Origin of the sequence: Streptomyces sp. NPDC101160 (assembly GCF_044768205.1) — a bacterium.
Lineage (GTDB): Bacteria > Actinomycetota > Actinomycetes > Streptomycetales > Streptomycetaceae > Streptomyces.
Genome location: NZ_JBIWPJ010000015.1, coordinates 83,774 through 110,341, shown reverse-complemented (window position 1 = coordinate 110,341; position 26,568 = coordinate 83,774). Strand labels below are relative to the sequence as shown.

Sequence of the window (26,568 nt, the reverse complement as noted above, 5' to 3'; positions counted from 1 at the left end):
GCCCCACACCCCGGCGGGGCCCCCCGCCGTGTGGTGGCCCTCCCCCGCCCCCACCGGGGGGCGGGGGGGGGCGGGGCGGGGGGGGGGGGGGGCCCGGGGGGGGGGGGGCCCCCCGCGCCCCCCCGCCCCCGGTTCCCGGATGCTCGGTCCCTCAGCTCTTGCGGTGCCCTATCAGGCGCGGCTTCTGCTCCAGGCCGTCCAGGCCGTGCCAGGCCAGGTTCACCAGGTGCGCGGCGACCTCCGCCTTCTTCGGCTTGCGGACGTCCAGCCACCACTGCCCGGTCAGCGCCACGCTGCCGACCAGCGCCTGCGCGTAGAGCGGCGCCAGCTTCGGGTCGAAGCCCCGGGCCTTGAACTCCAGGCCCAGGATGTCCTCCACCTGCGTGGCGATGTCGCTGATCAGCGACGCGAACGTGCCCGTCGACTGGGCGACCGGCGAGTCCCGGACCAGGATCCGGAAGCCGTCCGTATAGCGCTCGATGTAGTCGAGGAGCGCGAAGGCCGCCTGCTCCAGGAGCTCGCGCGGATGGCCCGCGGTCAGCGCGCCCGTCACCATGTCGAGCAGCTGGCGCATCTCCCGGTCGACCACGACCGCGTACAGGCCCTCCTTGCCGCCGAAGTGCTCGTACACCACCGGCTTGGACACCCCGGCCTTGGCCGCGATCTCCTCCACGGACGTGCCCTCGAAGCCCTTCTCCGCGAAGAGCGTGCGACCGATGTCGAGGAGCTGTTCGCGGCGCTCGGCGCCCGTCATCCTCACCCGGCGGCCACGCCGGGGCTTCTGCTCGCTGCTGATGGAACTGCCGTCGATCGCCACGCCTTCCATCATGCCGCGTCGGCGGACACGTTCCGGCGCCGGGCGTCGATCCGCTCCTTGGCCGGCCAGCGCACGTCCGTCGCCCAGCCCAGCTGCTCGAACCAGCGGATCAGGCGGGCGCTGGAGTCGACCTGGCCGCGCAGCACACCGTGCCGGGCCGAGGTCGGATCCGCGTGGTGCAGGTTGTGCCAGGACTCGCCACAGGACAGCACCGCCAGCCACCAGACGTTGCCGGAGCGGTCACGCGACTTGAAGGGACGCTTGCCGACCGCGTGACAGATCGAGTTGATCGACCACGTCACGTGGTGCAGCAGCGCCACCCGCACCAGCGAGCCCCAGAAGAAGGCCGTGAACGCGCCCCACCAGGACATCGTCACCAGACCGCCCACCAGCGGCGGAATCGCGAGGGAGACGATCGTCCACACGACGAACTGGCGGGAGATCGCGCGGATCGCCGAGTCCTTGATCAGATCGGGCGCGTACTTGTGCTGCGGCGTCTGCTCCTCGTCGAACATCCAGCCGATGTGCGCCCACCACAGCCCCTTCATCAGGGCCGGCACCGTCTCGCCGAACCGCCACGGAGAGTGCGGATCCCCCTCGGCGTCCGAGAACCTGTGGTGCTTGCGGTGGTCCGCCACCCAGCGCACCAGCGGACCTTCGACCGCCAGCGACCCCATGACGGCGAGCGCGATCCGCAGCGGCCGCTTCGCCTTGAACGAGCCGTGCGTGAAGTAGCGGTGGAAGCCGATCGTGATGCCGTGGCAGCCGATGTAGTACATCGCCGTCATCAGCCCCAGATCCAGCCAGCTCACCCCCCAGCCCCAGGCCAGCGGCACCGCCGCCACCAGGGCCAGGAAGGGCACCGTGATGAACAGCAGCAGCGTGATCTGCTCGATCGAACGCTTGTTGTCCCCGCCGAGGGTGGCGGAGGGCAGGTGCTGAGCGGCGTCGAGCACCTCGGATCGCGAGGACTCCGAGGTCACCTCGGGGCTTGTGGTCATAGGTGTCCCTGGGGGGTGAGGGGGAGGGTACGCAACAGAAATGGAGCCTCTGGCTACGCTTCCGTAACCTACGGCGACGTAAGTATGGCAGCGCCTCGGCTTCCGGCAAGAGCGCCAAAGCCGGGGCGTGGCCCGTGCCGCGAACACGGACACCTATCCTGGGTGCGTCGGACAGCGCGGTCCGCAAGCCTCCAGTACCCCTCCAGACGTGCTCAAACACTGCAAGGAGCCGCACCTGTGAGCAGTGCCGACCAGACCTCCACCGCCAGCGCCGAGCTGCGCTCCGACATCCGCCGACTGGGCGATCTCCTCGGCGAGACGCTCGTCCGCCAGGAGGGCCCCGAGCTCCTCGAGCTCGTCGAGAAGGTCCGCCGCCTCACCCGCGAGGACGGCGAGGCCGCGGCCGAGCTGCTGCGCGGCGTCGAGCTGGACACCGCCGCCCGGCTCGTACGCGCGTTCTCCACGTACTTCCACCTCGCGAACGTCACCGAGCAGGTCCACCGCGGCCGCGAGATGCGCGAGAAGCGCGCCGCCGAGGGCGGCCTGCTCGCCCGCACCGCCGACATGCTCAAGGACGGCGACCCGGACCACGTACGCGCGACGATCAAGAACCTCAACGTACGGCCCGTCTTCACCGCCCACCCGACCGAGGCCGCCCGGCGCTCCGTCCTCAACAAGCTGCGCCGGATCGCCGCGCTGCTGGAGACCCCGGTCGGCGTGGCCGACCGGCGCCGCACCGACCTGCGGCTCGCCGAGAACATCGACCTGATCTGGCAGACCGACGAGCTCCGCGTCGTCCGGCCCGAGCCCGCCGACGAGGCCCGCAACGCCATCTACTACCTCGACGAGCTGCACGCCAACGCCGTCGGCGACGTCCTCGAAGACCTCGCCGCCGAGCTGGAGCGCGTCGGCTACGAGCTGCCCGCCGGCACCCGCCCGCTCACCTTCGGCACCTGGATCGGCGGCGACCGCGACGGCAACCCCAACGTCACCCCGCAGGTCACCTGGGACGTCCTGATCCTCCAGCACGAGCACGGCATCACCGACGCCCTCGAACTCGTCGACTTCCTCCGCGGGCTCCTCTCCAACTCCATCCGCTACGCGGGCGCGACCGAGGAACTCCTCGACTCGCTCAACGCCGACCTGGAGCGGCTGCCCGAGATCAGCCCCCGCTACAAGCGCCTCAACGCCGAGGAGCCCTACCGGCTCAAGGTCACCTGCATCCGCCAGAAGCTCCTCAACACCCGCGAGCGCCTCGCCAACGGCACCCCCCACCAGGAAGGCCGCGACTACCTCGGCACCGCCGAGCTGCTCCGCGACCTCACCCTCGTCCAGACCTCGCTGCGCGCCCACCGCGGCGGCCTCTTCGCCGACGGCCGGATGGACCGCACCATCCGCACCCTGGCCGCCTTCGGCCTCCAGCTCGCCACCATGGACGTCCGCGAACACGCCGACGCCCACCACCACGCCCTCGGCCAGCTCTTCGACCGGCTCGGCGAGGAGTCCTGGCGGTACGCCGACATGCCGCGCGAATACCGGCAGAAGCTGCTCGCCAAGGAACTCCGCTCGCGCCGCCCGCTCGCCCCCACCCCGGCACCGCTCGACGCCGCCGGCCAGAAGACCCTCGGCGTCTTCCACACCATCAAGGAAGCCTTCGAGCGCTTCGGCCCCGAGGTCATCGAGTCCTACATCATCTCGATGTGCCAGGGCGCCGACGACGTCTTCGCCGCCACCGTCCTCGCGCGCGAAGCCGGCCTCATCGACCTGCACGCCGGCTGGGCCAAGATCGGCATCGTGCCGCTCCTGGAGACCACCGACGAGCTCAAGGCCGCCGACGTCATCCTCAACGACATGCTCGCCGACCCCTCCTACCGGCGCCTCGTCTCCCTGCGCGGCGACGTCCAGGAGGTCATGCTCGGCTACTCCGACTCCTCCAAGTTCGGCGGCATCACCACGTCCCAGTGGGAGATCCACCGCGCACAGCGGCGGCTGCGCGACGTCGCCCACCGCCACGGCGTACGCCTGCGCCTCTTCCACGGCCGCGGCGGCACCGTCGGCCGCGGCGGCGGCCCCTCGCACGACGCCATCCTCGCCCAGCCCTGGGGCACCCTGGAGGGCGAGATCAAGGTGACCGAGCAGGGCGAGGTCATCTCCGACAAGTACCTCATCCCGTCGCTCGCCCGGGAGAACCTCGAACTGACGGTCGCCGCCACCCTCCAGGCGTCCGCCCTGCACACCGCGCCCCGCCAGTCCGACGAGGCCCTGGCCCGCTGGGACGCGGCCATGGACACCGTCTCCGACGCCGCCCACTCCGCGTACCGGCGCCTCGTCGAGGACCCCGACCTGCCCGCGTACTTCTTCGCGTCCACCCCGGTCGACCAGCTCGCCGACCTGCACCTCGGCTCCCGGCCGTCGCGCCGCCCCGACTCCGGCGCCGGACTCGACGGACTGCGCGCCATCCCGTGGGTGTTCGGCTGGACCCAGTCCCGCCAGATCGTCCCCGGCTGGTTCGGCGTGGGCTCCGGCCTCAAGGCGCTGCGCGAGGCCGGCCTCGACGCCGTCCTCGGCGAGATGTACGAGCGGTGGGGCTTCTTCCGCAACTTCCTCTCCAACGTCGAGATGACGCTGGCCAAGACGGACCTGCGGATCGCCGGCCACTACGTCGACACCCTCGTGCCCGACGAGCTCAAGCACGTCTTCGACACCATCCAGGCCGAGCACGCGCTCACCGTGGCCGAGGTCCTCAAGGTCACCGGCGGCGAGCGACTGCTCGACTCCAACCCGGTCCTCCAGCAGACCTTCGCCATCCGCGACGCCTACCTGGACCCGATCTCCTACCTCCAGGTCGCCCTGCTCGCCCGCCAGCGCTCCGCCGCCGACCGCGGCGAGGAGCCCGACCCGCTGCTCGCGCGGGCGCTGCTGCTCACGGTCAACGGCGTGGCGGCCGGCCTGCGCAACACCGGCTGACCGCTGCCCGCACACGACGGTGCCCCCACGGGAACTCCCGTGGGGGCACCGTCATGTGCTCAGGCGCCGCGTCAGTGCTGCTGCGCCTTGCGGCGACGCGTCACCAGGAACGCACCGGCGGCCGCGAGGGCCACGGCGACACCGGCGAGGATGCCGACGGGAGCGCTGGAACCGGTCTCGGCCAGGTTGCCGTTCGAACCGCCGGTGTTGCCACCGTTGTCACCGCCGTTGGTGCCGGGGGCCGTGGTGGCGCCCGGGGTGGTGGCGGACGGCGACCCGGGGGTCCCCGGGGTGCCGGTGGTCGGCGTGCCGGACGGGGTGTCCGACGGCGTACCGCTCGGGGTGCCGGAGGGGGTGTCCGACGGCGTGCCGGACGGCGTACCGCTCGGGGTGCCGGACGGGGTCCCGGTGGGCTCGCCCTTGCAGTCGACCCAGAAGACCTTGTGCTTGGCCTTGCCGTTCTCGTTGTCGAAGTTCCAGAACAGCTTGTAGTGGCCCTCGGGCAGCACGATGTCGGCCGTGCGCTCGTGACCCGAACCGTCGAGCTCCAGCGAGCCCTTGGTGCCCTCGAGGTCCTTGGTCGGGGCCCAGCCCTTGATGGTCCAGTCGACCTTCTGGGCGCCGTCGAACTTGAAACCGTCGAGGTAGAAGATGCAGACGTGCGGCTCGTTCTTCATGAGCTCTTCGCCCGTCTTGGCATCGTGGATCTTCACGGTGCCGTTGTCGCCGTTCCGGTTCGGCTTGCCGTTGGCAGAGGCGACCGGGGCGAGCAGAAGGGAGGCCGCGGTGACGGTGCTGACGACCGTGGCGGCGGATATGAGGGTACGACGCATATGGCTGCTGTCCATCTGAGAGATGAGAGGGATGCCGTGGGAGGTGGCGGGGGCAGCCTATCCACCGCTTTAAGTCCCCCTTAACCCAAGGGGTGATAACGATTCGGCGGTATCGGGCCACCGTGTCCGAAAAAAACCAGACTGCGACGTCAGAGCGCGGCCGAGGAGCGCAGCCGAGGAGCGCGGCCGAGGAGCGTGGCTGAGGAGCGCGGCCGAGGAGCGCGACGTCAGAGTGCGAAGAACGCGGCCAGCAGCACCGCCGCCCCCACCCCCGCGAACCACCACGCCGTCCGCACCATCCGCATCCCGCCCCCGACCAGCGGCGCGGCCAGCAACAGCGCCCCGCCCAGCGGCAGCCACGCGTGCAGCCCGCCGCCCCAGCCCGCACGGACCGCCTCGTCCGTACCCGGCTTCACCACCACCGCCAGCGTCTCGCCCTTCTCCGCCGCCACCGAATGCGCGATGGACAGCGCACGGTGCTTCGAAGCGGCCGGATCGTCCGGTACGTAACGCCCGCTGCACGTCTGCTCGTTGCAGCCGGTCACCGTCAGCGTGCCGTGCTCGCGACCCTGGGACAGCAGCACGTGCTGCGCCGTGTTCCACGACGACCACGCCCCCGCGACGACGAGGAACAGGACGACGAGGGCCACGGCGGCGTTACGGACATGCGTCATGACCCGCGATCGTACAGTCGTACGGCAAACGCGCCAGGGCGACGCCTACCGCAGCCGGGCCGGGCCGATCCGGACGTCGTCCCCGCAGATCTGGGCGGGCAGCTGACGGCCCTTCGCGTCTGTCAGCTCCGTCGAGGTGCCGTAGTCACCCCGCGCCGGGCGCGGCGGAATCACGTACAGCGACGGGTCGAGGAAGCCGTCCATGAAGCAGTACCCCTTGCTGGGGTACGGGTCGTAGAAGAGCGCGAAGTCGGCCGTACGACCCGGCTCCAGGACCACGCGGTCCGGGTCGCCCTTCCCCGGCTCCGGCTTCGCCGTCGTGCCCTGCGCCTTTCCGACGTGGGCGTCGAGCTCCGGATAGCCGTCGAGGGCGCAGCGGCGTGCGCCCTTGTTCGTGGCGCTGAGCACGGCCGCCGGCGCGTCCCGCCCGTTGCCGGACGTACGGGTCGCCTTCCAGCGGAGGTCCGCCGTCCCGCAGTTCGCCGCGTCATCCCGGCCGCCGTCGCAGGCGACCGCCCCCGTCAACAGCGCCAGGCCCAGGACCACGACCGCGACCGTTCTCCGTGCCACCGAAACCGACCCCCCATGAGGCTCTCCGCCCTTATGGACAGCAAGATGCGGCATCTCCCGGCGAGGTTCCGGCCGTGCCGGCCGTGCGGGACGGGCCGGTCGTGCTCCGCCCGGGCGGGATCAGGAGTTGTACGCGGACTGCGCCCGCTCCAGCCCCTCCGTCACCAGGCACTCCACCGCGTCCGCCGCCCGGTCCACGAAGTAGTCCAGCTCCTTGCGCTCGGTCGACGAGAAGTCCTTCAGGACGAAGTCCGCCACCTGCATCCGGCCCGGCGGCCGGCCGATCCCGAACCGCAGCCGGTGGTACTCCGCACCCATCGCCTTCGTCATCGACTTCAGCCCGTTGTGGCCGTTGTCGCCGCCGCCGATCTTCAGACGCAGCACCCCGTAGTCGATGTCCAGCTCGTCGTGGATCGCCACGATGTGCGCCGTCGGCACCTTGTAGAAGTCACGCAGCGCCGTCACCGGACCGCCCGAGAGGTTCATGTACGACATCGGCTTGGCCAGCACCACCCGCCGGTTCGCCGGCCCGGGCGGACCCATCCGGCCCTCCACCACCTGCGCCTGCGCCTTCTGCGCCCGCTTGAACTTGCCGCCGATCCGCTCGGCCAGCAGGTCCACCACCATGAAGCCCACGTTGTGCCGGTTGCCCGCGTACTCCGGGCCCGGGTTGCCGAGGCCGACGATCAGCCAGGGCGCGTTCGCGTCGTCCGTCATCCGCGTCTCGTCTCCTCGTGAATGCGTAGTCAATGCGTACGTGTCACGCACGTGTCGCGCACGTGTCGCGTACGGGTGTGAACAGACAGAAACGGGGTGACAGGCCGTGGCCCGTCACCCCGTCTGCGTCAGGCAGAGCCTACGGCTCAGGCCTCGGCGCCCTCGGCGGCCTCGGTCTCGGCAGCCGGCTCCTCGGCCTGCGCGGCCAGGACCTGCAGGACGACGGCGTCGCCCTCGGTCACCAGGGTGACGCCCTTCGGCAGCGTCAGGTCCTGCGCCAGGAGGGAGGCACCGGCCTCCAGGCCCTCGACGGAGACCGTGACGGCCTCGGGCAGGTGGGTGGCCTCGGCCTCGACCGAGACGGTGTTCAGGACGTGCTCGAGCAGGTTGCCACCGGCGGCCAGCTCGCCCTCGGCGACGACCGGAACCTCGACGGTGACCTTCTCGCCACGCTTGACCAGGAGCAGGTCGACGTGCTCGAGGAAGCCCTTGATCGCGTCGCGCTGGACGGCCTTCGGGATGGCGAGCTCGGAGCCCTTGCCCTCGATGTCCAGGGACAGCAGGACGTTCGGCGTACGCAGCGCCATGCCCGTGTCGTGGGCCGGCAGGGCCAGGTGGATCGGGTCCGAGCCGTGGCCGTAAAGGACGGCGGGAACCTGGGCGGCGCGACGGAGCTGGCGGGCGGCGCCCTTGCCGAACTCGGTGCGGACGGACGCGGTGAGCTTCACCTCGGACATGTGCACTCCTCGTGTGTGCGGTGACGGATGCGACTGTCACCCGGCCCGACTGGCGTGGGCCTGCTACGAAGAGCGCGTCGATAACGGACCGCCGGAACCATGCGTACGCCGTACGCGGTCCGGCCTCCCTCGCCGAGCAACCACGACAGTCTAACGGCGCGCGCCCCGGCGCCCAAATGGATCACGTCGAGGGAACGGGAAAAGGAACGGGAGGGGGAACGGGAAGGGCCCGTCTGCTCCGTACGGGTACGGAGCAGACGGGCCCTTCCGCCAGATCTGTCAGATCTGCCGGATCTGCCGGGAGTCTCAGTGCTCCTCGAACAGGCTCGTCACCGAGCCGTCCTCGAACACCTCGCGCACCGCGCGCGCGATCGTCGGCGCGATCGACAGGACCGTGATCTTGTCGAGCTCCAGCGAGCTCGGGTCCGGCAGCGTGTCCGTGAACACGAACTCGCTCACCTTGGAGTTCTTCAGGCGGTCCGCCGCCGGGCCGGACAGGATGCCGTGCGTGGCCGTCACGATGACGTCCTCGGCACCGTGCGCGAACAGCGCGTCCGCGGCCGCGCAGATCGTGCCCGCGGTGTCGACCATGTCGTCCACCAGGACACAGACACGGCCCTTCACGTCACCGACGACCTCGTGGACGGTCACCTGGTTGGCGACGTCCTTGTCACGGCGCTTGTGCACGATCGCCAGCGGCGCGTCCAGACGGTCGCACCAGCGGTCCGCCACGCGCACGCGGCCGGCGTCCGGAGAGACGATCGTCAGCTTCTCGCGGTCGACCTTGGCACCCACGTAGTCCGCGAGGACCGGCAGGGCCGACAGGTGGTCCACCGGGCCGTCGAAGAAGCCCTGGATCTGGTCCGTGTGCAGGTCCACCGTCAGGATGCGGTCCGCACCCGCCGTCTTCAGCAGGTCGGCGACCAGACGGGCCGAGATCGGCTCACGACCGCGGTGCTTCTTGTCCTGACGGGCATAGCCGTAGGACGGGATGATCACGGTGATGCTCCGGGCCGAGGCCCGCTTCAGAGCATCGATCATGATCAGCTGCTCCATGATCCACTTGTTGATCGGAGCCGTGTGGCTCTGGATCAGGAAGCAGTCCGCGCCACGCGCCGACTCCTGGAAGCGGACGTAGATCTCACCATTGGCGAAGTCGAAAGCCTTGGTCGGCACGATGCCGACGCCCAGCTGGTGCGCGACCTCCTCGGCCAGCTCGGGGTGGGCGCGGCCGGAGAAGAGCATCAGCTTCTTCTCGCCGGTCGTCTTGATCCCGGTCACAGCACTGTCTCCTCGACGGTTATCTGGCGGCGATTCCCGCGCTCCCGTGCGCGTGTGCGAGCCAGCCGAATTTGTGTGCACGTATCACGGTACGCCGAGTTCGGCGTACTCGTTTCCGGTCAGCTTTCGCCGGCGGACATCTCGGATGCGGCCTGAGCGGCCTGCGCGGCGGCACTGCCGGGACGCTTGCGGGCCACCCAACCCTCGATATTCCGCTGCTGGCCACGGGCGACGGCCAGCGAACCGGGCGGCACGTCCTTCGTGATCACGGAGCCGGCGGCGGTGTACGCGCCGTCCCCGATCGTGATGGGTGCCACAAACATGTTGTCCGAACCGGTCCGGCAGTGGGACCCGATCGTCGTGTGGTGCTTCGCCTCGCCGTCGTAGTTGACGAAGACGCTCGCCGCACCGATGTTCGAGTACTCGCCGATCGTCGCGTCACCGACGTACGACAGATGGGGGACCTTCGTCCCCTCGCCGATCGTCGCGTTCTTCATCTCGACGTACGTACCCGCCTTGGACTTCGCGCCCAGGTCCGTCCCCGGACGCAGATACGCGTACGGGCCCACGCTCGCGCCCGCGCCGACGCGCGCCGAGTCCGCCACCGTGTTGTCCACCCGGGCGCCCTTGTCGACCGTCGTGTCCTTCAGGCGCGAGTTCGGGCCCACGACCGCGTCCTCCGCGATGTGCGTGGCGCCGAGCAGGATCGTGTTCGGCAGAACGGTCGCGTCCGCCTCGAACGTCACCGTCACGTCGACGAACGTCGACGCCGGGTCCACCACCGTCACACCCGCGAGCATCGCGCGCTCCAGCAGGCGCCGGTTCAGGAGAGTACGGGCCTCGGCCAGCTGCACCCGGTTGTTGATCCCCAGGATCTCCCGGTGATCGGCGGCCACCGACGCACCCACCCGGTGCCCCGCCTCACGAAGAATCGACAGCACGTCCGTCAGGTACTCCTCGCCCTGACTGTTGTCCGTCCGCACCTTCCCGAGCGCGTCCGCGAGCAACTGCCCGTCGAACGCGAACACCCCGGAGTTGATCTCCCTGATCGCCCGCTGCTCGTCGGAGGCGTCCTTGTGCTCCACGATCTCGGTCACGGCACCGGTCGCCGGGTCACGCACGATCCGGCCGTAGCCGGTGGAGTCCGGCACCTCGGCGGTCAGCACGGTGACGGCGTTGCCGTCCGCCGCGTGCGTCGCCGCCAGCGCCTTCAGCGTCTCGCCGGACAGCAGCGGCGTGTCACCGCACACCACGACCACGGTCCCCTCGGGCGCCCGCCCGAGCTCCCCGAGCGCGGTCCGCACCGCGTGCCCGGTCCCGTTCTGCTCCTCCTGCACGGCGGTCCGCGTCCCGGCGTACTGCGCGTCGAGATGAGCGGTCACCTGCTCCCGCGCGTGCCCCACGACCACGACCAGGTCCTCGGGCTCCAGCTCACGCGCGGCGGCCACGACATGCCCGACGAGCGACCGCCCGGCGATCTCGTGCAGCACCTTGGGGGTCTTGGACTTCATGCGGGTGCCCTCACCCGCAGCGAGGACGACGACGGCGGCCGGGCGGTTGGCGCTCACGGGAATGCCCTTCGGCTTCGGGTGGTGGACTTCCGAAGGATACCGGGGGGTACTGGGCGGGGTATGAGGAAGGGCCCCGACCTGGGAGGTCGGGGCCCTGTGTCGACTGGCTCCCCTGCCAGGACTCGAACCCGGACATAGGACTCCAAAGGTCCCAGTGCTGCCGATTACACCACAGGGGATAGCTAAGTCGACCAAATCGGACATCACGCCCTGCTGATCGAGTCGACCGCACCTACTATGCCGCACCACCAGCCTTCGATGCGACGGTACAACTCGGCGCCTTGTGCGACGCGGATGACCAGACACCCCCGATACTCCGGGCCGACGTTCTTCCGGACCGTCTTCGGGTTGTGGTTCTTGATCGTGGTCTTCTGGAACGTGGTCGGGTCGACGCCGACGAGCTCGGCCCAGTAGCGCTTCGCGCCTTCGACGTCAGCCGTTGCGTGGATCATGACTCGGAATGCCAGCCGCTGCGGCTCGATCCCCAGGAGGCACAGCCAGGCCAGATAGACGCGGATGACCCCCGGGTCGCTGTTCACGAACAGGACGTTTTCCCGGCGCGAGTAAGGCTTGTCCTTGGCGCCCTCCGCCCAGTAGAGGGCCGCCCCGGCGAGTAGGAGTTCGCGGTCGGTCATGGTGCCGACCTCTTGGGTCGCGGCCTCCTTGGTCCTCTGGCGTTTCGTGTCGCGCACCGCCAACTCGTGCTCCCAGCGCTTCTGCGCGGCGATCTTCGCCTGCTCCCTCGGATCGCGGCGCGCGGGCTTCGGGAGGTCCCGTACCCACAGCGAGATCGAGCTCTTCGAGCAGCCCAGCTCGACCTGGATCTGGTCGTACGTCCTGCCCTCCAGGCGCAGTTCGCGCGCTCGCTCCCGGAGGTCGTCCTTGGCCCTGGGGCGCTTGGTCCACTCCGGGGGCGGCTCGCCCTTCACCAGCCTGTGGAGGAGGTCGTTGTTGTAGACCTGCAGGCGGTCGCGGATCTGGCGGAGGCTGTGGCCCTCGCGGCGGAGGGCGACTGCCTGGCGGCGTAGGCCTTCGAAGTCGGCGTAGCGACTCGTCTCGGGTGTCATGCGGACACCGTCGTCCGGAATGCGGACGTCCGGGTCGAAAACCCGGTCGATTCATGCGTTCGAGGGACGGGTGTGCGTGCGTGTTGACGGGGGCCACTCCGTGGCCGGTCAGCGGCGGGAAAATCGGTGGCTCGCGCCCGTAGGGTGGGTGGCATGACCGCAACGGGGGCAGACCAGGACGCGGTGGTGTCGCGTACCTGGTGGTGGTGGGGGAAGCGGCGCAGCGTCGTGCTGGACGTCGGGCTGGCCGTGGTGTCCGCGCTGGAGTGCGGGCTCGAAGGGGTCGGGTTCGCGCAGAAGGCGTCGTTGCCGGTGCCCGTGGGGGTGCTGTTCGGGCTGATGGTCGGGTCCGTGCTGCTGGTGCGGCGCCGGTGGCCGATCACCGTCGTGCTCGTCTCGATCGCGACGACGCCCGCCGAGATGGGCTATCTGATGGGCATCGTCGGCCTGTACTCGCTGGCCGCCTCCGACGTGCCCCGTCGCTTCACCGCGGCCCTCGCCGGGATGTCGACCGTCGCCGTCTACATCGTGACGGTGGTGCGGATGCGCGCGGAGGTGGCGCAGGCCGACGCCGGGACGCCGGACCTGGATCCGAGCGGCTGGTACGTGCCGGTCGTGTCGCTGTTCATGACCCTCGGGCTGAACGCCCCGCCGTTGCTGTTCGGCCTCTACATAGGGGCGCGGCGCCGGCTCATGGAGTCGCTGCGCGAACGCGCGGACAGCCTGGAGCAGGAGTTGTCGCTGCTCGCGGACCGGGCGGAGCAGCGGGCGCAGTGGGCGCGGCAGGAGGAGCGGACGCGGATCGCGCGGGAGATGCACGACGTCGTGGCGCACCGGGTGTCGTTGATGGTGGTGCATGCGGCGGCGTTGCAGGCGGTGGCGTTGAAGGATCCGCAGAAGGCGGTGCGGAACGCGGCGCTGGTCGGGGACATGGGCCGGCAGGCGTTGACGGAGCTGCGGGAGATGTTGGGGGTGCTGCGCGAGGAGGCTCCGGTGAGCCCGGCGGCCCCGGCGGCCCCGGCGGCCCCGGCGGTCGCGCCGCTCGCCGCTGTGGGCCGGGCTGCTGCCGCCGCGGCGGAGGCGGCCGCGCAGGACGGCGGGCCGTGTCTGGACGCGCTGCCCGATCTGGTGGAGCAGTCGCGGCAGGCCGGCGCGGTTGTCGACTTCGTGGTGATGGGTGAGGCCCGCCCGTACGGCGTGGACGTCGAGCAGACGGCGTACCGCGTGGTTCAGGAGGCTCTGACGAACGTCCACAAGCACGCGGCCGGCGCCGAGGTCGTCGTACGTCTCGCGCATCGCGAGGCGGAGGTCGCGATGCAGGTCGAGAACGGCCCGTCGGACGCCGCCGCGGCCGACGCCCATCTGCCGAGCGGCGGCAACGGCCTGCTGGGCATGCGGGAGCGGGTGACGGCGCTGGGTGGCGTCTTCGTGTCGGGCCCGACGGAGGCGGGCGGGTTCCGGGTGAGCGCGGTGCTGCCGGTCACCTCGTAGCCGGCCGTGTCTCCGGTCGCCTCGGTCGGCGCCCGGAGCGTCAGGCTCCTACGGTCCCGCCACCAGTCGTGCCGGTTGCGTCCCTGTGATCAGCGTGCCGAGGGCCGTGTCGACGTCGGCGCCGAGGTACCAGTCGCCGGTGTGGTCGATGCTGTAGACGCGTCCCTCGGCGTCCATGGCGAGTACGCCGCGCTGCTCGTCGCCTTCGACCTCCTCGCCCAGGGGTGCCAGTTCGGTGTCGAGCGCGCGGCCGAGGTCGCCGAGGGTGCGGGCCAGGTGGAGTCCGGCGAGGGGGTCGACGCGGACGGTCGCCGGGGCTATCTGGCGGCCGTGGCCGGGGGCGGTGATCCGCAGGCCGCCGAACTCGGCCCAGGCCTCGACGATGGCCGGGAAGACGGCGTGCCGGTGTCCGCCGGGGGAGACGTAGGCGCGCAGGGCGTCGGCCCACTCCTCGGCGAGCTTGATGTCCCAGCGGCCGGGCTGCCAGCCGGCCTCGCGGAGGGCGGCGTCGACGTTGACCGGGAAACGGGTGGTGCTGTGGTCGGTCATGGGCGTGGGTCAGCTGTTCTCGACAGGGGCGGCAGGGACGGTGGGGGCGGTCCGGGCGGTCGGGGCGGTCGGGGCGGTCGGGTCGACCGCGAGGACGCCGAAGTGGTCGAGCATCGCCGTACAGGACCGGCAGGGCGCGGCGTAGCTGCCGTGCAGCGGGTCGCCGTCTTCGCGGATGCGGCGGGCGGTGAGCTTGGCGTGCTTGAGCGAGCGGCGGGCCTCGCCGTGGGTGAGCGGCTTGCGCTGGGCGCGCTTGGAGCGCGCGTTGTCGGTGGCGGTGAGGTGCCGGGAGAGCAGGATCGCCTCGGGACATCGTCCGGTGAAGCGTTCGCGCTGGCTGCTGGTGAGGGTGTCGAGGAAGTCCTGCACGAGCGGGTGGAGCGCGGGCGCGAGGTCGCCTCGGGCCGCGGTGCAGGTGAGGGTCTCGCCGCGGACGGAGAGGGCGGCGCCGACGGTGGGCAGGATGCCGTCGCGGCGGTGTCGCAGTAAGGGAGCGCGGCGGGCGTCGGCGCGGCTGCCCCAGCTGAGGCGTGGGTCACCCTGAGTGGGCATCGGTGCCTGTGTTGCGCTTGCGTGCATGGTGCTGTTCTTCCCCTCCTGCAATCCCCCGAGTTGCGTGAACAGCCTGCCAAACGCCGTGCCCGATGGGGAAGCTGGGGCACGGAAACGTGCAATCGGCGTGTCGGAACCATGGCGGTTCTGTCATGCCGTCGTGACAGTTGGTCACCGTCCGTGCGGTCGCCGCGGTGGCCCGGGTCGTGCCCTTGTGGCACCGCATAGGCTGTGCGGACCAGCCAGCAAAGCCACAGGGCAGCAGCAGCCACTCAGGGGGCAACCGCCATGACGACAGGTCGGCTCGGCCAGGACACCGCGCCGCCGAACGCGGCGTACGCCGGGCAGCTCGTGCACTTCCCGGACCCGGTCCGGGCCTCCCGCCATCCCCGAGGGGTACGGGTGGACGAGCGCGGCTACCCGGACTTCTCTCCGTACGCGCGGGCGGCGGCGGAGATCGCCGATCCGCCGGAGGGTTTCGGCGTCGACGAACTGCGCCTGACGGACTACGTGTCGGCGAACGCGGCCCTTGCCGCGACCGGTCACGAGCTGTGGGACACGATCCCGGCGGTGGCGACGCCGCACGGCTGGACGTGGCACCACGTGGTGGGGTCGCGGCGCCTCGAACTGGTCCCGGTCGAGGTGAAGGCCCTGCTGCGCCATCACGGCGGCATCGCGACGGCGGCGGGCGTCGACCAGGCGAAGCGCGGCACCCGCCCGCTGCAGGAGACCCGCCCCGCGCACTTCGGCCTGCCGAAGCGCGTCGTGTCGGTGTCCGAGCAGCAGGTCCAGGGCGTCGAGGAGGACCTCGGCTACCGGCTGCCCGGCGCGTACCGCTCCTTCCTCAAGGCGGCGGGCGGCTGCGCCCCGGTCGGCACGGCCCTCGACGCCGAGCTGGGTCTCCTTGTCGACCAGCCGTTCTTCACGGTGCGCGAGGAGGCGGGCATCAACGACCTCGTCTACGTCAACAAGTGCCTGCGCGACCACCTCACCAAGGACTACCTGGGCGTGGCCTTCGTCCAGGGCGGCATCCTGGCGGTGAAGGTGCGGGGCGAGGCGGTCGGCTCGGTCTGGTTCTGCCCGTACGACGACGTGCGCGACGCGGGTGCGGTGGCGGCCGGCTGGACGGTGAACGAGCGCGTCGAGCGCCTGCTGCTGCCCTGTGGTGCGGACTTCGACGAGTTCCTGCAGCGTCTTGCGGGAAATCCGCCGGAGTTGGAGACGGTGGCGAACCTGATGGTGGACGGCGGCTTCGCGCGCGCCGTGCCCGTTGTCCCGGTGGGGGAGTGAACTGGCTGTGGTGACCTTCGCGCAGGCGCAGGAGCGCGCCGAGGAATGGATCAACGGCGACGTGCCGGCGTATCTGCACCGCGAGGTGCGGGTACGCGAGTTCGGGCTGGGCTTCGTCGTCTGGGCCGAGGACCGCGAGGAGACGCGGACGCCGGACGGCGACCGGCTCCGTCTCGTCATCGCCCGCGACAGCGGCGAGGCCACGCTGTGGCCGGGCCTGCCGGTGGGTGAGGTCATCCGTCGCTACGAGGAGGAGTACGGCGCCGCCGCCGAGCCCGCCGCCCCGATTCCGGCGCAGGCCGCGCCCCGAATCGACCTGAACCAGACGTCCTTCCTGCTGAGCCCCCCTGAGTGGCTCCAGGAGGCCGCGGACAAGATCGGCCTCCCGCCGGTGGCGTCGAACGCGTCGCAGGCGACGGGGGAGACGACGGGTGCGGATGCGTCGACGGGGTTGAGCGCGGGTGCCGGCGCCTCTGACGGGGCGGGCGCGGGTGCCGGTGCCTCTGGCGGTGCGGGCGCGGGCGCGGGTGCCGGTGCGGCTGAGGTTGCGGGTTCCGGTGCGGGCGCGGGTGCCGCTGGTGCGGCCGGTCTCGCTGTCGGTGCCGGTGCCGCTGGTGCGGCGGGTGTTCCCGTCGGCGCCGGGGGTGGCGCGCAGGACGCGTCGGCGCTTGAGGCCGGGGTTTCCGGTTCGGAAGCCGGTGTGGGCGCCGGTGGGGTGTCCGTACCGCCGTTCGCCGCGCCGACCGCCGACGCGGTGCCGAACGAGGGCGACTCGTCCGCGGCGGAGGCGGGTTCCGGCTCTGCCGGTACGCCGGTCGACGGTGTGCCGTCCGGGCCCGCCGGCGCGGCCGGGTCCGGGGCTGCTGCCCCGTCCGACCCGTTCGCCGCCCCGGCCGGGCCGGCTACGCCTCCCGTACCGGGCGCCGAGTCCGTGAACGGCCCCTCCGGGGCCGGGGTTTCCGGTTCGGAGGCCACCCCGCTCGCCGCCGCGTCGGAAGGGGTTTCCGGCCCCGGCGCCGAGGCGCCTGCCGCGCCTGCCGCGCCGGTCGCCCCGCCGGCGGACGCGGTCCCGCCCGTGCCCGAGCAGTCCGCATCCGAGCCGTCCGTGGCCTCCGCGCCGACCGCCGTGCTCGGCGCTGTGCCTGCGCCTGCGTCCGAGTCCGTGCCCGCGCCCGCGCCTGCACCTGAGCCCGTGCCCGCGCCCGCGTCCTCCACCCCCGCGCCCGTGCCCAGCCCCTGGGCCGATGCCAATGCCAGTTCCGGTGGGGCGGACGGGGCCGTGCCGTTGCCGGCGACGGTGTTCGCGCCGCCGTTGGCGGGGGCTGACGACGAGGACACGCCGCCGCCTGCGGTGGGGCCTGATGCGCCGACCGCGTTGATGAAGGGCGGGAGTGCGCTGCCGGCGACCGCGATCGCGCCGCGGATGAATCCGGACGGGACGTTCGGGCAGGGCGCGCCCTCGAGGCCGTCCGCGCCTTCGACGCCGTCCGCGCCCGCCGCGCCGCCCGTACCCCCCGTGCCCTCCTCCGGGCCGACGCCGCCGCCCGGGGCGGCGGACATCGCGGCTGCGGCGACGAGCAAGGCGGCGCCGCAGCCCGGTGGATACGTGCGGACGCAGTTGGTCTCGCAGCTTCCGGACGGCCCGCCGGCCCCGCCCGGTCCGCCGGCCCCGCCCGGTCCGCCGGCTCCCGCCGCTCCGCCCGGTCCTCCCGGGGCGCCGACGCCGCCGCCCGCCGTGCACCACGCGGCGACGATGCTGGCGCACCCGAGCCAGGGCGGGCCCGGTACGCCGGTGCCTCCGCCTCCGCCGCCGGGCGTGCCCGGTGCGGGCGGGACGCCGCCCGGTGGGGTGGCGCACGCGGCGACGATGCTGGCGCACCCGGGTCCGGGCGGGCCCGGCGCGCCGGTGCCTCCGCCTCCGCCGCCGGGCGTGCCCGGTGCGGGCGTGACGCCGCCCGGTGGGGTCGCGCACGCGGCGACGATGCTGGCGCAGCCCGGTCCGGCCGGGCCGCCTCCGCCGCCGGGGCCGGCCCCCGCACCGGCGAACGCGCCCGCGTACGGCTATCCGCAGCCGCAGCCGACCGGTCAGCCGACCGTCGGCCCGGGCTACCAGGCCGTGTTGCGGTACCGCGCGCCCGACGGTTCGGAGCAGCAGATCATCCGCCGTTCCGCGCCGGGCACGCCGCACCCGGAGTGGCAGATCCTGCACGAGCTGCGCGCGCTGAACGTGCCGCCGCAGCAAGTGCTCGAACTGCACACGGAGCTGGAGTCGTGCGAGCTGCCGGGCGGTTACTGCGCGCGGATGATCCGGGAGACCTGGCCGCAGGCGCGGGTCACCAACATCGCGCCGTACGGCCGTGACCACGCGGGCCGGCAGCAGGGCATGCGCCAACTTCTCACCCACCAGGGCGAGTTGCACCAGGTCGCGGACGGCCCGGCGCGGCCCGCGCCGGTGCGGGCGCCGTTGCCGCAGGTGCAGCCGGCGCCGCCGCTGCCGCCGGACGGGGTGGCGCAGGAGCTGGCCGGGGCGTTCGGGCCGGGGATCCTGCGCTTCGACCAGCGCGCGGTGTCCCGGCAGGGCGTGCCGGAGCTGGTGGCGGTCACGCTCCTGTGGGCGGGTCTGCCCGCCGACTTCGGGCCGTTCTTCTGGGCGCAGCCGGCGATGCCGGTGGTGCCGACGCTCGCGGAGCTGGCGGCGCAGCGGCAGGTCCAGCCGGCGCCGGACGCGAGCTCGTACCTCGTCCTCGGTTCGGACTTCGGCCGGGCGATCTGTGTCCAGTACGGGACCGCGAACATCGTGGCCGTGCCGGTGGAGGCAGGTCCTGGCGGACAGCCGGTGCCGCCGCAGTTCGTGAACTCCGGGCTGCCCGAGTTCGTGCGCTGCCTGGCGCTGCTCGGCCGGATGTGGCGGCTCCGCTTCGGGCTCAACCCGGAGCAGGCGGGCCGCTGGACGGTCGACTTCCAGGCCCAGCTGGCGATGCTGGACCCGGCGGCGCTGTCCTCGCCGGAGAACTGGTGGTCGGTGCTGCTCGAGCAGATGTGGGACGGTCTGCTCTAGTTCGTGCCTTTCGCAATGTGACAGAAGGCGCTCGACGTGTATTCACGTCGGGCGCCTTTTGTCCGTTCTCATGCCGCATTCTTGTCACATGAGCTTCTCCACCGGATCCTTCGGGCGCGGGCGCGGCTACCGCCCGGAGCAGGTCGACCGGTACCTGGCCGCGCTCTCCGCCGAACGCGACGCCGCCTGGGAGCGGGCGGCGCGACTGACCGTGCTCGCCGAGGAGATGGAGGAGGAGGCGGCCCGGCTCCGCGAGGTCGTCGCCGCGCTCGCGCCGCAGCGATACGAGTCCCTGGGCGAGCGCGCCCGCCGGATCCTGGAGCTCGCCGAAGCCGAGGACGAGGCGCTCGTACGGGCCGCGGAGGCCGAGGCGCACTCCCTCGCGGCGGCGGCGGAGGCGGCCGGGCAGGAGGCGGCGGCCGCGGCCGCGGCGTACGCGGAGGGCGTGCGGACCGCGGCCGAGTCGGCGGCCCGCGCCCATCTGGCGGCGGCCGGCGAGCGCGCCGAGTCGATCCGTACCGCCGCGCAGCGCGACGCCGACGAACAGCGCGCCGAGGCCCGTACCGCCTTCGAGGCCACCGAACGCGAGGCCGCCGCACTCCTCGCGCGCCAGCATGAGGAGCAGACCGCCACGCGGGAGGCGGCCGACCGGGAGGAAGCGGCCCGGGTGGCCGAACAGGACGCCGCGCACGCCGAGTCGACCGCCCTGGCCGAGGCGCGGCTCGACGAGGCCCGCCGGGCCCTCGCGGAGACCGAGGAGGCCGCCCGGCACGGCCAGGAGGACGCGGAGGCGAAGGCGGCGGCGCTGCTCGCCGAGGCGCGCCTCGCGCAGGAGCGGACGGAGCGCGAGACGGAGCGGGTGCTGCGCGAGCACGAGGAGGCCCGCGACGAGATCCACTCCCACATGGATCACATCCGCGCCTCGCTGGCGACTCTGACGGGCCGCGTCGCCGCCCCCGAGCCCAGGGCCCCCGAGGCCGCCGGACCTGAGGCCGGGGGTTCCGAGGCAGGAGGTTCCGAGGCCGCCGGACCGGAGTCCGGCGGCGGTACGGAGGCCTAGCCCGCGCCCGCGCCCGCCGGCCCAGCCCACGGCCGTGCCCGTTGGAGGAGGCGGCGGCCCACCACTGACCCCCCACCGCCCCCCACCACGGACCCGAACCGACCCACGCCGACCCCTGGGGCGCACCGCCACCCCGCTCACCAGGTGCGATCAACGACGGCCTCCGCCTAGCCTTGTGCCGTACGAGCCCGGCGAGGTTCCCCGGCAAGGTCGGACGTGGTCGCGAAGCGACTCCTTCCACCGCCCGGCGGCACATGCCGGAGATCCGCCCGCCGGTGTGCGGGCCGCTGTCCGCCCCGCTCGTCCTCCTGGACCCCGCGGTGTCGGGCGCCGGCCCGTCGGGCGGGGGAAGGAGATCGTGATGCTCATCCACCACGCCTTCGAGGACGGCGTCCTGCACGTCTCGCTCCTGGTCGACCTCGACGTCACCAGCCGGGCCGCCGCCTTTCTGGAGACCGAGGCCCTCGTCCACTCCCACCGGCCCCGCCTCGTCCGTGTCCAGCTCCCCACCGCCGATCCCTCACCGGCCAGCCTGAGCGCCCTGTGCCGGACCCGCCGGCTCTGCGAGAACCTGCGGATCCCGCTCACCGTCGTCGGCCCGGTCAGGGTGGCGGAGGCAGCCCCCTAGGAGCCGGCTAGGGGGCGGCCAGGGCCCGGCTAGGACTCGCCGGCGTTCTTGGCGGCGTTCTCCGGCTCCTCGCGCGACTCCGCCTCCTCGTGCGGCTCCGGCTCCTCGTGCGACTCCGCCTCCTCGTGCGGCTCCGGCTTCTCGTGCGATCCCGGCCCCACGTGCGGCCTCGGCCCCTCGTGCGGCTCCGGTTCCTCGTGCTCCTTCAGGACCGGGAAGCGGCGCGGCGCGACCGTCAGCAGGACCAGGACGGCGAGGGCGGCCGCGGCCGCCGCGCCCAGGTAGACGTAGTCGACGGCCGTCGCGACCGCGCGCCGCAGATGGTCGGCGGCCGCGACGGTCAGCGCGCCCGGGGTCTTCAGGTCGCGGACCAGACCGTCCAGGTCCCCGCTCCGGCCTCCGACCCGTGCCGCCAGGACGCCGTTGGCGACGGCCCCGAACAGGGCCGCGCCCACGCTCTGCCCGATCTGCCGCACGAACAGCACCGACGCCGTCGTCGTGCCCCGCTCCTCGTACGGGACGGTCGACTGCACGCCCACGACCAGCGGCAGCTGGAAGAAGCCCAGCGCCGCGCCGAGCAGCAGCATGAGCAGCGCCGGCTGCCAGGGCTCGCCGGGGAAGGGCAGGAGCGGGAAGGCGAGCAGGACGAGGAGGGCCAGGGTCATGCCGAGCAGCGCGGTCTGCCGGAAGCCGATGCGGGTGTAGAGGCGGCTGGAGAGGGCCGCGGTGACGGGCCAGCCGAGCGGCATCGCGGACAGCACGAACCCGGCCGCGATCGGGCCGAGGCCGAGGACGGCCTGGGCGTACGTGGGGAGGAAGACGGTCGGCGCGACCATCACCAGGCCGAGCGCGCCGAGCGCCAGGTTGACGGCGGCGATCGTCCGGCGGCGCCAGACCCAGCCGGGGATGATCGGGTCGGCGGCCCGCCGCTCGACGACGACGGTCAGGGCGGCGAGCGCGGCCGCCCCGCCGAACAGGCCGAGTGACGGCGCCGACAGCCAGGGCCAGGCCACCCCGCCCTGGACGAGGCCGGTGAGGAGCAGCGTCCCGGCCCCGAAGACGGCGAGCGCCCCGGCCCAGTCGACGGCCACCCGCCGCCCCCCAGGCCGCCGCACCCGTTTCCGTACGCCGTCCCGTTTCCGTACGCCGTCCTGGCCCCGTACGCCGTCCCCGTTCCGTACGCCGTCCCGGCCCTGTACGCCGTCCCGGCGCCCGCCAGGCCGCCGCGCCCCGACACGTAGGCCGTCCCCGTCTCGCACGGCCTCCCCGTCCCGCACGCTCTCCCCGCCCCGTACCGCCTGGGCCCCGGGCTCCATCAGATAGCGGCCGATCAGCCACAGCGCCGCCCCGCCGAGCGGCAGGTTGACCAGGAAGATCCAGCGCCAGTCCGCGTACCCGGCGAGCAGTCCGCCCACCGCCGGGCCCGCGACGGCGGAGGTGGCCCAGACGGTGGAGAGCCGGGCCTGGATGCGGGGACGTTCCTTCAGCGGGTAGAGGTCGGCGGCGATCGTCTGGACCGTGCCCTGCAGGGCGCCGCCGCCCAGGCCCTGCACGACACGGAAGGCGATGAGCGAGCCCATGTCCCAGGCGGAGGCGCACAGCACGGAGCCGGCGAGGAAGAGCGCGATGCCGGCGACCAGGACCGGCTTGCGCCCGAAGGTGTCGCTGAGCTTCCCGTACACCGGCAGGGTCACGGTCACGGCGAGCAGATAGCCGGAGAAAAGCCAGGAGAAGACCGACAGGCCGCCGAGGTCGCCGACGACCTGCGGTACGGCGGTGGCGACGACCGTGCTGTCGAGCGAGACCAGCGCCATGCTCAGCATCAGCGCGGCGACGACGGGCCCGCGCCGGGTCGAGCCGCTCGCCCCCGCAGGCTTCGCCCCCGTCGCCTTCGGCCCCGCCGCCTTCGCCCCCGTCGCCTTCGGCCCCGTCGGGCCGGTCGCCTTCGCCCCTGCCGCCTTCGCTCCCGTCGCCCGTCTCGCGGTCGCCCCGGCTTCGGACATCCGGCCCACCTCTCCTCGCGCCCCCGCCGCCCGGCGGGTGCGTCGTACATCCAAGTGCGCCCGGGGCAGCCTCCCACCCCTACCTGGGTCGGAGAAACCCCTAGGGGTCCCTCCCTCATACAGCCCAGGGGCCGCTCGTACCGGTGGAGGACGAGATGCGGGGCCTGCCGTTCTTAGCTTGTTCTTACGAACACGGCGTACGAACACATAGGAGAAATGGCGTGACTTCGGCTGTGAGCATCCTCAGGCCCGGGGGAACCGGAGGGAGTACGGCCGTCGCCGCGCGGGCGCGGCAGGTCGTCAAGGCGTACGGGTCCGGGGAGACCCGGGTCGTCGCGCTCGACCACGTCGACGTGGACATCGCCCGCGGGCGGTTCACCGCGATCATGGGGCCCTCGGGCTCCGGCAAGTCCACGCTCATGCACTGCCTCGCGGGCCTCGACACCGTCAGCGGCGGCCAGATCTTCCTGGGCGAGACCGAGATCACCGGCCTGAAGGACAAGAAGCTCACGCAGCTGAGGCGCGACCGGATCGGGTTCGTCTTCCAGGCGTTCAACCTCCTGCCGACGCTGAACGCCCTGGAGAACATCACGCTCCCGATGGACATCGCCGGCCGCAGGCCGGACGCGGCGTGGCTGGAGCGGGTCGTCGAGACGGTCGGCCTCGCCGGGCGGCTGAAGCACCGGCCGGGCCAGCTCTCCGGCGGGCAGCAGCAGCGCGTCGCCGTGGCCAGGGCGCTCGCCGCCCGGCCCGAGATCATCTTCGGCGACGAGCCGACCGGAAACCTGGACTCGCGGGCCGGGGCCGAGGTGCTCGGCTTCCTGCGGCAGTCCGTCGACGAGTTCGGCCAGACGATCGTCATGGTCACCCACGACCCCGTCGCCGCCTCCTATGCCGACCGCGTCCTGTACCTCGCCGACGGCCGCATCGTCGACGAGATGCACCGGCCCACCGCGGACGCCGTCCTCGACCGGATGCTCCTCTTCTCCGGGGGACGCCCCCAGACCCCCGACTCCGACGCGCGCGGGCGGACGTCATGAGCGCGACCGTCCTCAGGACCTCGATGCGCAACCTCCTCGCGCACAAGGGCCGGATGGCGCTGTCCGCCGTCGCCGTCCTCCTCTCCGTCGCCTTCGTCTGCGGCACCCTGGTGTTCAGCGACACCATGAACACCACCTTCGACAAGCTCTTCGCCACCACCGCCTCCGACGTCACGGTCAGCCCGAAAGGCGCCGCCAAGGACGACGAGATGCCGCGGAACGGCCGGCCGGAGACGCTGCCCGGCGCCCTCGTCGCGTAGGTGAGGGCGGCCCACGGGGCGCGTAACGTCCAGGGCGTCGTCACCTCCATGGCCGTCACCGTCGTCGACTCCCGGAACGAGAACGTCGGCCCCACCTCCGGCGCCCCGACCATCGCCGCCAACTGGACGCCGAACGAGCTGCGTTCGGTCGAGATCACGTCCGGCCACGCGCCGCGCGGCCCCACCGAGGTCGTCGTCGACGCGGGCACGGCCGGGAAGCACCACCTGAAGATCGGCGACGAACTGCGCACGATCGCCGTCACCGGCGACTTCCGGGCGCGGATCTCCGGCATCGCCGAGTTCAAGGTGACCAACCCCGGTGCCACGCTCGTCTGGTACGACACCGCCACCGCGCAGCGCGAACTGCTGGGCCGGGAAGGGGTGTTCACCCAGATCACGGCGGACGCGGCGCCCGGCGTCGGCGATGCCGGGCTGAAGACGGCCGTGGCGGCGAAGATCGGCGCGGGCTACAAACTGCAGACCGCCGCCGAGACCGCCGACGCCGGCCGCAAGGACGTCGCCGGCTTCCTCGACGTCATGAAGTACGCGATGCTCGGCTTCGCCGGGATCGCCTTCCTCGTCGGCATCTTCCTCATCGTCAACACGTTCTCGATGCTGGTCGCGCAGCGCACCCGCGAGATCGGCCTGATGCGGGCCATCGGCTCCTCCCGCCGCCAGATCAACCGTTCCGTCCTCGTCGAGGCCCTGCTGCTCGGCGTCGTCGGCTCGGCCGCCGGTGTCGCGGCGGGCGTCGGGCTCGCCGTCGGACTGATGCAGCTCATGTCGTCCATGGGCATGGAGCTGTCCACGCAGGACCTCACCGTCCGCTGGACCACCCCCGTCGTCGGCGTCGTCCTCGGTGTCGTCGTCACCGTCGTCGCCGCCTTCGTGCCCGCCCGCCGGGCCGCCAGGATCTCCCCGATGGCCGCCCTGCGCGACGCCGGCACGCCCGCCGACGGCCGGGCGGGCGCCGTGCGCGGCGGCATCGGCCTGCTCCTCACCGCCGCCGGCGCCGCCGCGCTGTGGACCGCGACCCGGGCCGCCGAGGCCGGCGCGGGCTCCCTGTGGCTCGGCCTCGGCGTCGTCCTCTCCCTCCTCGGCTTCGTCGTCGTCGGCCCGCTCCTCGCGGGCGGTGTCGTCCGCGTCCTCGGCGCGGTCGTGCTCCGCGTCTTCGGCCCCGTCGGCCGCATGGCCGAACGCAACGCGCTGCGCAACCCGCGCCGTACCGGAGCCACCGGCGCCGCCCTGATGATCGGCCTCGCGCTCGTCGCCTGCCTGTCGGTCGTCGGCTCGTCGATGGTCGCCTCCGCCACGGAGGAGCTCGACCGGTCCGTGGGCGCCGACTTCATCGTCCAGTCGGCCAACGGCCAGCCGATCGTGCCGCAGGCCGAGGCCGCCGCCGCGAAGGCCGCCGGGCTCGACCACGTCACCCGCTACAAGTGGGTCGACGCCACCGTCACCGACGCGCGCGGCCGGCAGGAGAAGACCGGTCTCGTCGCCGCCGACCCCTCGTACGCCCAGGACGTGCGGCGCGAGACGACGGCGGGCAGCCTGGCGGAGGCGTACGGGCCCGGTGCGATGTCCGTCGGCAGCGACTACGCCGCCCAGCACGGCGTCAAGGTCGGCGACCGGCTCACCGTCGCCTTCACCGGCGGCCGGCAGGCCACCCTGCGCGTCGCGGCGGTCACCTCCGACGACGCCCGGATCGACAAGGGCCGGATGTCCGTCGGCATCGCGACCGCCGAGCGGTACGTGCCCGCCGACCGCATGCCCAGGAGCTTCCTCGTCTTCGGCACCGCCAAGGACGGCCAGGAGGACGCGGCGTACGCGTCGATGAAGGCCGCCCTGAAGCCGTACCCGCAGTACAAGGTCGCCGACCAGGCCGACTACAAGCAGGAGCTCAAGGACCAGGTCGGCCGGCTCCTCAACATGGTCTACGGCCTGCTCGCCCTCGCGATCATCGTCGCGGTGCTCGGTGTCGTGAACACCCTCGCGCTGTCGGTCGTGGAGCGGACGCGCGAGATCGGCCTGATGCGCGCCATCGGCCTCTCCCGCCGCCAGCTGCGCCGCATGATCCGCCTGGAGTCCGTCGTCATCGCGCTCTTCGGCGCGCTGCTCGGCCTCGGCCTGGGCATGGGCTGGGGCACGGCCGCCCAGCAGCTCCTCGCCCTGGAGGGCCTGGGCGTCCTGGACATCCCGTGGCCGACGATCGCGGCGGTCTTCGTGGGCTCGGCGTTCGTGGGCCTGTTCGCGGCGCTGGTGCCGGCGTTCAGGGCGGGCCGGATGAACGTGCTGAACGCGATCGCGAGCGAGTAGGCGCCGGGGCGCGCGGGAGCGGGGCGGGGCGGCGGGGGCGGACAATCCATCCGCTCCCGCCGCCCGTATCCATGGACAGGAACCCC

Annotated in this window: 20 protein-coding genes, 1 tRNA gene and 1 pseudogene; 8 read left to right on the top strand and 14 right to left on the bottom strand. The window is 72.7% G+C overall.

Features of this window, described 5'->3' with window-relative positions; all coding sequences use genetic code 11:
* Positions 1 to 151: 151 nt before the first annotated feature.
* Both ACIRSU_RS35785 and ACIRSU_RS35780 read right to left on the bottom strand, forming a co-directional pair.
* Positions 152 to 826 carry a TetR/AcrR family transcriptional regulator gene (locus ACIRSU_RS35785; RefSeq protein WP_403801613.1) on the bottom strand — a complete coding sequence of 225 codons (675 nt, stop codon included), beginning with the start codon at positions 824 to 826 and terminating at the stop codon, positions 152 to 154.
* On the bottom strand, positions 826 to 1,818 hold the full coding sequence (locus ACIRSU_RS35780) for an acyl-CoA desaturase (protein ID WP_403801593.1): 993 nt from the start codon (positions 1,816 to 1,818) through the stop codon (positions 826 to 828). The genes ACIRSU_RS35785 and ACIRSU_RS35780 overlap by 1 nt, the downstream gene beginning before the upstream one ends.
* Positions 1,819 to 2,055: 237 nt before the next feature.
* Between ACIRSU_RS35780 and ppc the strand changes: the two genes are divergently transcribed.
* Complete coding sequence (ppc, locus tag ACIRSU_RS35775; RefSeq protein WP_403801590.1) at positions 2,056 to 4,785, top strand: phosphoenolpyruvate carboxylase; 2,730 nt, start codon at positions 2,056 to 2,058, stop codon at positions 4,783 to 4,785.
* A 71-nt stretch (positions 4,786 to 4,856) separates the two neighbouring features.
* On the opposite strand, the gene ACIRSU_RS35770 is transcribed toward ppc, so the two are convergent.
* From ACIRSU_RS35770 to ACIRSU_RS35730, 9 genes are all read right to left on the bottom strand, one after another.
* Entirely contained in the window at positions 4,857 to 5,633 is a 777-nt protein-coding gene (locus ACIRSU_RS35770) for an LPXTG cell wall anchor domain-containing protein (RefSeq protein WP_403801588.1), read from the bottom strand.
* A gap of 212 nt (positions 5,634 to 5,845) precedes the next feature.
* Complete coding sequence (locus ACIRSU_RS35765) at positions 5,846 to 6,292, bottom strand: hypothetical protein (protein ID WP_403801585.1); 447 nt, start codon at positions 6,290 to 6,292, stop codon at positions 5,846 to 5,848.
* A gap of 45 nt (positions 6,293 to 6,337) precedes the next feature.
* Positions 6,338 to 6,862 carry a DUF4232 domain-containing protein gene (locus tag ACIRSU_RS35760; protein ID WP_403801583.1) on the bottom strand — a complete coding sequence of 175 codons (525 nt, stop codon included), beginning with the start codon at positions 6,860 to 6,862 and terminating at the stop codon, positions 6,338 to 6,340.
* A gap of 120 nt (positions 6,863 to 6,982) precedes the next feature.
* Positions 6,983 to 7,579: an aminoacyl-tRNA hydrolase gene (gene pth / locus ACIRSU_RS35755; RefSeq protein WP_403801580.1), complete on the bottom strand. Its 597-nt coding sequence runs from the start codon at positions 7,577 to 7,579 to the stop codon at positions 6,983 to 6,985.
* A 146-nt stretch (positions 7,580 to 7,725) separates the two neighbouring features.
* On the bottom strand, positions 7,726 to 8,316 hold the full coding sequence (locus ACIRSU_RS35750) for a 50S ribosomal protein L25/general stress protein Ctc (RefSeq protein ID WP_403801577.1): 591 nt from the start codon (positions 8,314 to 8,316) through the stop codon (positions 7,726 to 7,728).
* A gap of 306 nt (positions 8,317 to 8,622) precedes the next feature.
* A complete protein-coding gene (locus ACIRSU_RS35745) occupies positions 8,623 to 9,597 on the bottom strand; it encodes a ribose-phosphate diphosphokinase (protein ID WP_365761115.1) in 975 nt (324 codons plus the stop codon).
* Positions 9,598 to 9,716: 119 nt separating this feature from the next.
* Entirely contained in the window at positions 9,717 to 11,165 is a 1,449-nt protein-coding gene (glmU, locus tag ACIRSU_RS35740) for a bifunctional UDP-N-acetylglucosamine diphosphorylase/glucosamine-1-phosphate N-acetyltransferase GlmU (RefSeq protein WP_403801573.1), read from the bottom strand.
* Between the two features lie 107 nt (positions 11,166 to 11,272).
* Positions 11,273 to 11,347, bottom strand: a tRNA-Gln gene (locus tag ACIRSU_RS35735).
* A 24-nt stretch (positions 11,348 to 11,371) separates the two neighbouring features.
* Positions 11,372 to 12,235 carry a hypothetical protein gene (locus ACIRSU_RS35730; protein WP_403801570.1) on the bottom strand — a complete coding sequence of 288 codons (864 nt, stop codon included), beginning with the start codon at positions 12,233 to 12,235 and terminating at the stop codon, positions 11,372 to 11,374.
* Between the two features lie 153 nt (positions 12,236 to 12,388).
* Between ACIRSU_RS35730 and ACIRSU_RS35725 the strand changes: the two genes are divergently transcribed.
* Positions 12,389 to 13,726: a sensor histidine kinase gene (locus ACIRSU_RS35725; protein ID WP_403801567.1), complete on the top strand. Its 1,338-nt coding sequence runs from the start codon at positions 12,389 to 12,391 to the stop codon at positions 13,724 to 13,726.
* 48 nt (positions 13,727 to 13,774) lie between these two features.
* On the opposite strand, the gene ACIRSU_RS35720 is transcribed toward ACIRSU_RS35725, so the two are convergent.
* Together ACIRSU_RS35720 and ACIRSU_RS35715 are read right to left on the bottom strand one after the other, a co-directional pair.
* Positions 13,775 to 14,275 (bottom strand): SUKH-3 domain-containing protein, encoded by a 501-nt coding sequence (locus ACIRSU_RS35720; RefSeq protein ID WP_403801565.1) that lies wholly within the window; start codon positions 14,273 to 14,275, stop codon positions 13,775 to 13,777.
* A gap of 9 nt (positions 14,276 to 14,284) precedes the next feature.
* On the bottom strand, positions 14,285 to 14,827 hold the full coding sequence (locus ACIRSU_RS35715) for a YwqJ-related putative deaminase (protein ID WP_403801562.1): 543 nt from the start codon (positions 14,825 to 14,827) through the stop codon (positions 14,285 to 14,287).
* 288 nt (positions 14,828 to 15,115) lie between these two features.
* On the opposite strand from ACIRSU_RS35715, the gene ACIRSU_RS35710 reads away from it, so the two are divergent.
* The 4 genes from ACIRSU_RS35710 to ACIRSU_RS35695 all read left to right on the top strand — a co-directional run bounded on the left by ACIRSU_RS35710 (position 15,116) and on the right by ACIRSU_RS35695 (position 20,863).
* Positions 15,116 to 16,117, top strand: a complete 1,002-nt coding sequence (locus tag ACIRSU_RS35710) for an SMI1/KNR4 family protein (RefSeq protein ID WP_403801559.1) — start codon at positions 15,116 to 15,118, stop codon at positions 16,115 to 16,117.
* A gap of 7 nt (positions 16,118 to 16,124) precedes the next feature.
* The gene (locus ACIRSU_RS35705; protein WP_403801556.1) at positions 16,125 to 19,175 is read left to right on the top strand and encodes an SUKH-4 family immunity protein; all 3,051 of its coding nucleotides are present in this window, start codon (positions 16,125 to 16,127) and stop codon (positions 19,173 to 19,175) included.
* A gap of 88 nt (positions 19,176 to 19,263) precedes the next feature.
* Positions 19,264 to 20,235 carry a cellulose-binding protein gene (locus ACIRSU_RS35700; protein ID WP_403801554.1) on the top strand — a complete coding sequence of 324 codons (972 nt, stop codon included), beginning with the start codon at positions 19,264 to 19,266 and terminating at the stop codon, positions 20,233 to 20,235.
* A gap of 361 nt (positions 20,236 to 20,596) precedes the next feature.
* Positions 20,597 to 20,863, top strand: a complete 267-nt coding sequence (locus tag ACIRSU_RS35695; RefSeq protein WP_403801552.1) for a hypothetical protein — start codon at positions 20,597 to 20,599, stop codon at positions 20,861 to 20,863.
* A gap of 29 nt (positions 20,864 to 20,892) precedes the next feature.
* Here the strand turns inward: ACIRSU_RS35695 and ACIRSU_RS35690 are convergent, their stop codons facing one another.
* Positions 20,893 to 22,686: an MFS transporter gene (locus tag ACIRSU_RS35690; protein ID WP_403801611.1), complete on the bottom strand. Its 1,794-nt coding sequence runs from the start codon at positions 22,684 to 22,686 to the stop codon at positions 20,893 to 20,895.
* 401 nt (positions 22,687 to 23,087) lie between these two features.
* On the opposite strand from ACIRSU_RS35690, the gene ACIRSU_RS35685 reads away from it, so the two are divergent.
* Both ACIRSU_RS35685 and ACIRSU_RS35680 read left to right on the top strand, forming a co-directional pair.
* Positions 23,088 to 23,906, top strand: a complete 819-nt coding sequence (locus ACIRSU_RS35685; protein WP_403801549.1) for an ABC transporter ATP-binding protein — start codon at positions 23,088 to 23,090, stop codon at positions 23,904 to 23,906.
* A pseudogene (locus ACIRSU_RS35680) lies at positions 23,903 to 26,482 on the top strand (ABC transporter permease). The gene ACIRSU_RS35685 and the pseudogene ACIRSU_RS35680 overlap by 4 nt, the downstream one beginning before the upstream one ends.
* Positions 26,483 to 26,568 lie beyond the last annotated feature (86 nt).

What these genes read in the sequence shown, in the direction of transcription:
- ACIRSU_RS35785 (WP_403801613.1), bottom strand. Translation starts at nt 826, where the DNA reads ATGGAAGGCGTGGCGATCGACGGCAGTTCCATCAGCAGCGAGCAGAAG.
- ACIRSU_RS35780 (WP_403801593.1), bottom strand. Translation starts at nt 1,818, where the DNA reads ATGACCACAAGCCCCGAGGTGACCTCGGAGTCCTCGCGATCCGAGGTG.
- ACIRSU_RS35770 (WP_403801588.1), bottom strand. Translation starts at nt 5,633, where the DNA reads ATGGACAGCAGCCATATGCGTCGTACCCTCATATCCGCCGCCACGGTC.
- ACIRSU_RS35765 (WP_403801585.1), bottom strand. Translation starts at nt 6,292, where the DNA reads ATGACGCATGTCCGTAACGCCGCCGTGGCCCTCGTCGTCCTGTTCCTC.
- pth (WP_403801580.1), bottom strand. Translation starts at nt 7,579, where the DNA reads ATGACGGACGACGCGAACGCGCCCTGGCTGATCGTCGGCCTCGGCAAC.
- ACIRSU_RS35750 (WP_403801577.1), bottom strand. Translation starts at nt 8,316, where the DNA reads ATGTCCGAGGTGAAGCTCACCGCGTCCGTCCGCACCGAGTTCGGCAAG.
- ACIRSU_RS35730 (WP_403801570.1), bottom strand. Translation starts at nt 12,235, where the DNA reads ATGACACCCGAGACGAGTCGCTACGCCGACTTCGAAGGCCTACGCCGC.
- ACIRSU_RS35725 (WP_403801567.1), top strand. Translation starts at nt 12,389, where the DNA reads ATGACCGCAACGGGGGCAGACCAGGACGCGGTGGTGTCGCGTACCTGG.
- ACIRSU_RS35720 (WP_403801565.1), bottom strand. Translation starts at nt 14,275, where the DNA reads ATGACCGACCACAGCACCACCCGTTTCCCGGTCAACGTCGACGCCGCC.
- ACIRSU_RS35715 (WP_403801562.1), bottom strand. Translation starts at nt 14,827, where the DNA reads ATGCCCACTCAGGGTGACCCACGCCTCAGCTGGGGCAGCCGCGCCGAC.
- ACIRSU_RS35710 (WP_403801559.1), top strand. Translation starts at nt 15,116, where the DNA reads ATGACGACAGGTCGGCTCGGCCAGGACACCGCGCCGCCGAACGCGGCG.
- ACIRSU_RS35700 (WP_403801554.1), top strand. Translation starts at nt 19,264, where the DNA reads ATGAGCTTCTCCACCGGATCCTTCGGGCGCGGGCGCGGCTACCGCCCG.
- ACIRSU_RS35695 (WP_403801552.1), top strand. Translation starts at nt 20,597, where the DNA reads ATGCTCATCCACCACGCCTTCGAGGACGGCGTCCTGCACGTCTCGCTC.
- ACIRSU_RS35690 (WP_403801611.1), bottom strand. Translation starts at nt 22,686, where the DNA reads ATGCTGAGCATGGCGCTGGTCTCGCTCGACAGCACGGTCGTCGCCACC.